At 45.7% G+C, this 7,799-nt stretch carries 7 protein-coding genes, 1 tRNA gene and 5 pseudogenes; 8 read left to right on the top strand and 5 right to left on the bottom strand.

Annotated elements, in window-relative coordinates; genetic code table 11:
• Together ACUU1I_RS18370 and ACUU1I_RS18375 are read left to right on the top strand one after the other, a co-directional pair.
• Nucleotides 1-154, top strand: a pseudogene (locus ACUU1I_RS18370) (IS110 family transposase); the annotation flags it as partial.
• A 281-nt stretch (nt 155-435) separates the two neighbouring features.
• Nucleotides 436-717 (top strand): annotated as a pseudogene (locus ACUU1I_RS18375) (DUF4942 domain-containing protein); the annotation flags it as partial.
• A gap of 149 nt (nt 718-866) precedes the next feature.
• On the opposite strand, the gene ACUU1I_RS18380 reads toward ACUU1I_RS18375, so the two are convergent.
• Nucleotides 867-954 (bottom strand) — tRNA-Ser (locus ACUU1I_RS18380).
• A 233-nt stretch (nt 955-1,187) separates the two neighbouring features.
• Here ACUU1I_RS18380 and ghrA point away from each other — a divergent pair.
• From ghrA to ACUU1I_RS18400, 4 genes and pseudogenes are all read left to right on the top strand, one after another.
• A pseudogene (gene ghrA / locus ACUU1I_RS18385) lies at nt 1,188-2,126 on the top strand (glyoxylate/hydroxypyruvate reductase GhrA).
• A gap of 54 nt (nt 2,127-2,180) precedes the next feature.
• Nucleotides 2,181-2,918 (top strand): zinc-binding phosphatase, encoded by a 738-nt coding sequence (gene ycdX / locus ACUU1I_RS18390; RefSeq protein ID WP_000283664.1) that lies wholly within the window; start codon nt 2,181-2,183, stop codon nt 2,916-2,918.
• A 23-nt stretch (nt 2,919-2,941) separates the two neighbouring features.
• A complete protein-coding gene (gene ycdY, locus ACUU1I_RS18395; RefSeq protein WP_001001917.1) occupies nt 2,942-3,496 on the top strand; it encodes a molecular chaperone YcdY in 555 nt (184 codons plus the stop codon).
• Between the two features lie 101 nt (nt 3,497-3,597).
• A complete protein-coding gene (locus ACUU1I_RS18400; RefSeq protein ID WP_001297187.1) occupies nt 3,598-4,089 on the top strand; it encodes a DUF1097 domain-containing protein in 492 nt (163 codons plus the stop codon).
• 63 nt (nt 4,090-4,152) lie between these two features.
• Here the strand turns inward: ACUU1I_RS18400 and ACUU1I_RS18405 are convergent.
• The 4 genes and pseudogenes from ACUU1I_RS18405 to csgD form a co-directional block, all read right to left on the bottom strand.
• A pseudogene (locus ACUU1I_RS18405) lies at nt 4,153-4,928 on the bottom strand (CsgG/HfaB family protein).
• Nucleotides 4,929-4,954: 26 nt separating this feature from the next.
• Nucleotides 4,955-5,371, bottom strand: coding sequence for a curli production assembly/transport protein CsgF (csgF, locus tag ACUU1I_RS18410; protein WP_001264090.1), 417 nt, complete (start codon nt 5,369-5,371; stop codon nt 4,955-4,957).
• 24 nt (nt 5,372-5,395) lie between these two features.
• A complete protein-coding gene (gene csgE / locus ACUU1I_RS18415) occupies nt 5,396-5,785 on the bottom strand; it encodes a curli production assembly/transport protein CsgE (RefSeq protein WP_000833288.1) in 390 nt (129 codons plus the stop codon).
• Nucleotides 5,786-5,789: 4 nt separating this feature from the next.
• Nucleotides 5,790-6,440, bottom strand: a complete 651-nt coding sequence (gene csgD / locus ACUU1I_RS18420) for a biofilm master transcriptional regulator CsgD (RefSeq protein ID WP_000481500.1) — start codon at nt 6,438-6,440, stop codon at nt 5,790-5,792.
• Between the two features lie 753 nt (nt 6,441-7,193).
• On the opposite strand from csgD, the gene csgB reads away from it, so the two are divergent.
• Together csgB and ACUU1I_RS18430 are read left to right on the top strand one after the other, a co-directional pair.
• Complete coding sequence (gene csgB / locus ACUU1I_RS18425; RefSeq protein WP_000791650.1) at nt 7,194-7,649, top strand: curli minor subunit CsgB; 456 nt, start codon at nt 7,194-7,196, stop codon at nt 7,647-7,649.
• Between the two features lie 40 nt (nt 7,650-7,689).
• Nucleotides 7,690-7,799, top strand: a pseudogene (locus ACUU1I_RS18430) (curli major subunit CsgA); the annotation flags it as partial.

Consider the following 7,799-nt stretch of genomic DNA (forward strand, 5'->3'; position numbering starts at 1 on the left):
AATGCGACTTGAACGCAAGCATGGAAAACTTGCTGAGTGGGTTCGGGAGCAACTCAACAAGAAGCATTCGAATGTGGTTACCTGCGCTCTGGCAAATAAACTGGCTCGAATTGCCTGGGCAATCACTACTCAGAAAAAAGAATATCAGGCCTGATATAGATGCTGATATAACTCAATTAGTTTATTTTAAACAATAAGATACAAGTTACCTTTCTGGTTTTGCGAAGACTGATTATTGATGACATGAACGGCAAATCGACCTGATTAAAAACCTAACAGATGAAATGGCTCACTGAAGCCGAGGGGATTTTTAGGATTATCAGGTGCGGAACTCATCGGGGCGCGGGCATCCTTGCCCACAGAGACGCCGGATAGATTTAAGCAAGCCAACCATTAATCAAAAATCAGTGTTGCAAAAACGGGGGTGACCATAGATTTCATCTTATCACCGGACAACAGGCTGACCGACTCGCCGATCTGGAAAGAATGTTGCACCTGTTCAGCGGTAAACCAATCCCCGACAACCGGGGAAACATCACCCTTCGTCTGGATGATCACATTCAGTCTGTTCAGGGTAAAGAGAGCTATGAAGATGAGATGTTCAGCATCAGATACTTTAAGAAGGGCTCCGCGCATATCACGTTCAGAAAACCAGAACTGGTTGACAGACTGAATGATATTATCGCAAAACACTATCCTGATATGCTGGCAGTATAGCTTTGCCAGTATGCTCAAAGATCGGAAATTGTCCGATAAGATATGATCGCGGGGCATATAAACCGGTTTCAGATGGCATACCCGATGGCATACTGTCTGGAAGGAAAAATAAAAAAGCGCATGTTAAACAATAACATGCACTTATAATCTGGCGGTGAGGGGGGGATTCGAACCCCCGATACGTTGCCGTATACACACTTTCCAGGCGTGCTCCTTCAGCCACTCGGACACCTCACCAAATTGTCGTTCCTGTCTTGCTGGAACGGGCGCTAATTTAGGGAAATCATGACCTGAGGTCAACAAACTTTTTGAAAGAATCGCGCGTTTATTCAAACTTCAATCAATGTGTGGTTTTAATAAGCGAAATCTGCTTTTTTTGCCACCGACCACGGATTTGTTATGCTGGTGGCCTTTGTAGATCATAACGATAAGTGCGAATAAATTTCGCACAACGCTTTTCGGGAGTCAGTATGGATATCATCTTTTATCACCCAACGTTCGATACCCAATGGTGGATTGAGGCACTGCGCAAAGCTATTCCTCAGGCAAGAGTCAGGGCATGGAAAAGCGGAGATAATGACTCTGCTGATTATGTTTTAGTCTGGCATCCTCCTGTTGAAATGCTGGCAGGGCGCGATCTTAAAGCGGTGTTCGCACTCGGGGCCGGTGTTGATTCTATTTTGAGCAAGCTACAGGCACACCCTGAAATGCTGAACCCTTCTGTTCCACTTTTTCGCCTGGAAGATACCGGTATGGGCGAGCAAATGCAGGAATATGCTGTCAGTCAGGTGCTGCATTGGTTTCGACGTTTTGATGATTATCGCATCCAGCAAAATAGTTCGCATTGGCAACCGCTGCCTGAATATCATCGGGAAGATTTTACCATCGGCATTTTGGGCGCAGGCGTACTGGGCTGTAAAGTTGCTCAGAGTCTGCAAACCTAGCGCTTTCCGCTGCGTTGCTGGAGTCGAACCCGTAAATCGTGGCCTGGCGTGCAAAGCTTTGCCGGACGGGAAGAACTGTCTGCATTTCTGAGCCAATGTCGGGTATTGATTAATTTGTTACCGAATACCCCTGAAACCGTCGGCATTATTAATCAACAATTACTCGAAAAATTACCTGATGGCGCGTATCTCCTCAACCTGGCGCGTGGTGTTCATGTTGTGGAAGATGACCTGCTCGCGGCGCTGGATAGCGGGAAAGTTAAAGGCGCAATGCTGGATGTTTTTAATCGTGAACCCTTACCGCCTGAAAGTCCGCTCTGGCAACATCCACGCGTGACGATAACACCACATGTCGCCGCGATTACCCGTCCCGCTGAAGCTGTGGAGTACATTTCTCGCACTATTGCCCAGCTCGAAAAAGGGGAGAGGGTCTGCGGGCAAGTCGACCGCGCACGCGGCTACTAATAAAGCATCAGGATTCCTGCTATCCTTGGCGGGAATTGAATACAGGAGAGAGTTATGTATCCCGTCGACCTTCATATGCATACCGTTGCCAGCACACATGCATATAGCACATTGAGTGATTACATTGCCCAGGCCAAACAAAAGGGCATTAAACTTTTTGCGATCACCGATCATGGCCCGGATATGGAAGATGCGCCGCATCACTGGCACTTCATTAACATGCGTATCTGGCCGCGAGTGGTTGATGGGGTAGGGATCCTGCGCGGCATTGAAGCTAACATTAAAAATGTTGATGGTGAAATTGACTGCAGCGGTAAAATGTTTGACTCGCTGGATCTGATTATTGCCGGTTTTCATGAGCCGGTTTTTGCGCCACATGACAAAGCGACCAATACACAAGCGATGATCGCCACTATCGCCAGCGGCAATGTGCATATAATAAGCCATCCCGGAAATCCGAAATATGAAATAGATGTTAAAGCCGTTGCTGAAGCAGCCGCGAAACATCAGGTGGCGCTGGAAATCAATAATTCCTCATTTTTACACTCACGTAAGGGCAGTGAAGACAACTGTCGTGCGGTAGCTGCAGCGGTACGTGATGCTGGAGGTTGGGTGGCATTAGGCTCGGATTCTCACACCGCGTTTACCATGGGGGAATTTGAAGAGTGTCTTAAAATCCTCGACGCGGTAGATTTTCCGCCAGAGCGCATTTTGAATGTTTCTCCGCGCCGCTTACTGAACTTCCTTGAATCTCGCGGTATGGCACCGATTGCGGAATTTGCAGACCTTTAATTACTAGTAATGGAAATATATTAATGAACGAGTTTTCTATCCTCTGTCGTGTGCTGGGTTCGCTCTATTACCGCCAACCGCAAGATCCTTTACTGGTGCCGCTGTTTACTCTGATTCGTGAGGGGAAACTGGCTGCGAACTGGCCACTGGAGCAGGATGAGTTACTGACGCGTTTACAGAAAAGCTGTGATATGACGCAAGTCTCTGCCGATTACAATGCGTTGTTTATCGGCGATGAATGTGCCGTGCCGCCATATCGTAGCGCATGGGTTGAGGACGCAACGGAAGCGGAAGTGCGCGCTTTTCTTTCCGAACGAGGGATGCCACTGGCGGATACGCCAGCCGATCACATCGGCACATTGCTGCTTGCGGCTTCCTGGCTGGAAGATCAGTCAACGGAAGATGAGAGCGAAGCACTGGAAACACTGTTCAGTGAGTATCTGTTACCCTGGTGTGGTGCGTTCCTCGGCAAAGTGGAGGCCCATGCAACCACGCCTTTCTGGCGCACCATGGCACCGCTAACCCGTGATGCCATTAGTGCAATGTGGGACGAGCTGGAAGAAGATTCTGAAGAGTAAATGTGATCATCGTCACTCATAACTGCAACAGATAATTTGTTGTTGCATAAAATGTGTGCTCGATCTCATTCATGGCCGCGTTTTCTGCTATCATGCGCGGCATGAACATACTTCTCTCTATTGCAATCACAACAGGCATTCTCTCCGGTATCTGGGGATGGGTGGCTGTTTCCCTGGGTTTACTAAGCTGGGCGGGCTTCCTGGGCTGTACGGCCTACTTTGCTTGCCCGCAAGGTGGGCTGAAAGGGCTGGCGATCTCCGCTGCAACCCTGCTTAGTGGCGTGGTGTGGGCGATGGTCATTATTTACGGTAGTGCACTGGCACCACATCTGGAAATTCTCGGTTATGTCATAACCGGTATTGTCGCGTTTCTGATGTGTATTCAGGCCAAACAGCTGCTGCTTTCATTTGTTCCGGGGACGTTTATAGGCGCATGCGCGACGTTTGCCGGGCAGGGTGACTGGAAACTGGTGTTACCTTCGCTGGCGCTTGGGCTGGTATTTGGTTACGCAATGAAAAACAGCGGCCTGTGGCTGGCGGCGCGTAGTGCAAAGACGGCTCACCGTGAGCAGGAAATCAAAAATAAAGCGTGAGGGGCACTCACGCTTTCGCTTAAACAGTAAATGCCGGATTATTAATTCCGGCATTTTTATCTGTCAGGATTCCGGTGGAACCGACATATGGCGGTATTTCACCAGAATGTCATTCTGCCGTTCTGCTTTATTTTGCAAATCCCACAGACCACGGTCGATACCATCATTAATCAGGAAAATGACCCCTGTTTCGATAGCCGACATCAGACACAGCATAACGGGTTCGTTTGAGGTGTAACCCACTTCCCCTTCCAGCAAGCGCTGGTAGTCAATAAAGCGGAAAACCCCGGCCTGAACTTCATAGGAAAGTATCGTCTTACTGGTGTTCACCGAGGAGAGGATCTCACCGGTACTCACATTGACGACACGCAGGTTCACGGCAATCTGATCGAGCTGGTATTGCGTGTCTGCACCGATCCCAAAATATCTTGCCCCAACACCGCCCGATTTAACGTTGCTTTCATAACCAATAATCGAACCTTCAACCATAATATTTGCCGCCGTTAAAGATTGCAGCGGGATTCGGTTATTAATGGCAACCGTGCCGTTTTCTTGTGCCGCACGAATAACCTTGCGCTCGTTAAGCAGGTTTTGTAAGCCCTGGCGCTTTGCGGAACAGCAGTGGAGAAGTTACTTGCCGGGTAGGGTTTAAATTGCCCGGTTTCGTCCTGAATGTTGTATACCGAAACAAAGATCTTACCCGTCGGCGCTGGCAGATGGGTCAAATCTTTGTAGCTCTGAGCACGAGGCATTAATGTCGGTCTGGCGGCTTCTTTAGGCGGGGCGGTTAAGCATCCGCTCAGTAACATGACGGCAACCAAAAGAAATAAGCGCTGCATGATTATTTTCCTTATGAAGCTGGGGCTTAAAAATCGGTTGAGTTATTTTGTAAAACCGAAACCTGGATGGTCGAGGTTTGTCCGGTTTTACGATCTGTCACGTTCAACTGCAATTGACCATCGCGGTTAGCAATATCAACAATATAATCGTTGGTCACCATGCGGCCCGGTTTACCGGTATTAATATTCGACAGTAGCCCACCTAAAATTTGTGACTGGATGGCCTGAGTAAAGTTATCTAACGCTGAGGGTGTTTCAATACCAAAGTCATCGTTATAGCTCGGATCTTTATAAGAGTTTTGGGCCTGAGCGCTATTTAATAAAAAAGCGCCATTATTTGGGTTACCACCAAAGTTTGGATTACGGAACTGGAAAGTCATGGTTCCAGCCCAACTTAATGGCGAAATAAGCATGAGTAGAACTACTGCATGTTTGACACGCATTGCAGCCTCCGAACAATTTTTTATTTAGAATTCATCATGCGCCAAATCGCCCGTACTTAATAACGCCTGATTTATCTGGCGACGATTTAGTGCTTCTTCAGTTTGAATCAGTGCAAAGACGACAGTTTTCTCGAAGTCTCTTTTCAACGGGAATAAAAAAGTCTGGAAAATAACATCCTGATTGACCGTTATTGTGATCCAGCTTCCCCATCGTGCACTGGGCCTTTCATTAATCGTTAAGTTACCCGTATAGTCACTTTCCCATTTATCACTAAAGGCTCGGTAAAAATCATGGCCAATAGATGAAACAGTATGGTCAGTTAACAATCCCGGGACTTCTACCTCAACGGCGTGAAGATTCCCTGCGGCGAACAGAAATTCTGCCGCCACAATCCAGCGTAAATAACGTTTCATGGCTTTATCGCCTGAGGTTATCGTTTGCCCAGGAAACCGCTTGTGTCCGGTTTTTTACGGCTATCTTCTTGAAAAGATTATAAAGATGCGTTTTAACCGTATTTTCGCTGATGAACAACGAACGAGCGATCTCGTTATTAGACGCGCCGATACGCAGCTTATTCAGGATCTCTTTTTCCCGATGAGTAAGGAGGGCTGATTCCGTGCTGTTATAACGATAGTTACCAGAATGTGTAATCAGGTAACTGGCAAGCTTTTGCGTAAAGTAGCATTCGCCACGCAGGACGCCTTGCAACCCATTGACAACACGTTCTTGATCCTCCATGGCATAAAAAACGCCGTTGATATGAGGCCAGTTTTCAATGTCGCGGTACGGGTAATCTTCAGGCGTATTTAGCAACAATATTTTGATATTGTTGTTTTTCCTGCTCAAAGTATCCTGCCAATAATGGATAAGCTTTTTATCCGCTTCCATCATATCCAGAAGAATAATAGAGCCTGAAGAGATATCGTCCAGAGAACGTTGAATATTATGTAATTTTCCTGTAATTGCTAGCGATTGTTTAAGGTGCTGCAAGAGAGCTGTCGCCTGCAAAGAAGGTTTAGTGATCAACAATAATGTATGACCATGAATACTATGGACTTCATTAAACATGATGAAACCCCGCTTTTTTATTGATCGCACACCTGACAGCTGCCTCTAAAATAGAAGCACCAGAAGTACTGACAGATGTTGCACTGCTGTGTGTAGTAATAAATCAGCCCTAAATGGGTAAAATATAAAACTAATGGATTACATCTGATTTCAATCTAGCCATTACAAATCTTAAATCAAGTGTTAAACATGTAACAAAATGTAACTCATTATATTAAAATGTTAACATTAAGGTTTTATTAAGTTTAGAAATGATAGAAAAGTTGTACATTTGGTTTTTATTGCACAATTTTAAAAAATCATACAAATGGTGCTAACTTACTAATAATACATATAAAAAATATTTCGGTGTAGTCCTTTCGTCATGTAAAACGTTTTTGTTTTTTCTCCACACCTCCGTGGACAATTTTTTTACTGCAAAAAGACGAGGTTTGTCACGGCTTGTGCGCAAGACATATCGCAGCAATCAGCGACGGGCAAGAAGAATGACTGTCTGGTGATTTTTGATAGCGGAAAACGGAGATTTAAGAGAAAACAAAATATTTTTTGCGTAGATAACAGCGTATTTACGCGGGTTTTAATACTTTGGTATGAACAAAAAAAGAAAAATACAACGCGCGGGTGAGTTATTAAAAATATTTCCGCAGACATACTTTCCATCGTAACGCAGCGTTAACAAAATACAGGTTGCGTTAACAACCAAGTTGAAATGATTTAATTTCTTAAATGTACGACCAGGTCCAGGGTGACAACATGAAAAACAAATTGTTATTTATGATGTTAACAATACTGGGTGCGCCTGGGATTGCAGCCGCAGCAGGTTATGATTTAGCTAATTCAGAATATAACTTCGCGGTAAATGAATTGAGTAAGTCTTCATTTAATCAGGCAGCCATAATTGGTCAAGCTGGGACTAATAATAGTGCTCAGTTACGGCAGGGAGGCTCAAAACTTTTGGCGGTTGTTGCGCAAGAAGGTAGTAGCAATCGGGCAAAGATTGACCAGACAGGAGATTATAACCTTGCATATATTGATCAGGCGGGCAGTGCCAACGATGCCAGTATTTCGCAAGGTGCTTATGGTAATACTGCGATGATTATCCAGAAAGGTTCTGGTAATAAAGCAAATATTACACAGTATGGTACTCAAAAAACGGCAATTGTAGTGCAGAGACAGTCGCAAATGGCAATTCGCGTGACACAACGTTAATTACCATTCGACTTTTAAATCAATCCGATGGGGGTTTTACATGAAACTTTTAAAAGTAGCAGCAATTGCAGCAATCGTATTCTCCGGTAGCGCTCTGGCAGGTGTTGTTCCTCAGTACGGCGGCGGCGGTAACCACGGTGGTGGCGGTAT

The sequence above is a fragment of the Shigella sp. SIG3 genome (assembly GCF_053555855.1).

Bases quoted from the DNA above. Each gene is read 5' to 3' on its own strand.
- ycdX (WP_000283664.1), top strand. From the start codon at position 2,181: ATGTATCCCGTCGACCTTCATATGCATACCGTTGCCAGCACACATGCA.
- ycdY (WP_001001917.1), top strand. From the start codon at position 2,942: ATGAACGAGTTTTCTATCCTCTGTCGTGTGCTGGGTTCGCTCTATTAC.
- ACUU1I_RS18400 (WP_001297187.1), top strand. From the start codon at position 3,598: ATGAACATACTTCTCTCTATTGCAATCACAACAGGCATTCTCTCCGGT.
- csgF (WP_001264090.1), bottom strand. From the start codon at position 5,371: ATGCGTGTCAAACATGCAGTAGTTCTACTCATGCTTATTTCGCCATTA.
- csgE (WP_000833288.1), bottom strand. From the start codon at position 5,785: ATGAAACGTTATTTACGCTGGATTGTGGCGGCAGAATTTCTGTTCGCC.
- csgD (WP_000481500.1), bottom strand. From the start codon at position 6,440: ATGTTTAATGAAGTCCATAGTATTCATGGTCATACATTATTGTTGATC.
- csgB (WP_000791650.1), top strand. From the start codon at position 7,194: ATGAAAAACAAATTGTTATTTATGATGTTAACAATACTGGGTGCGCCT.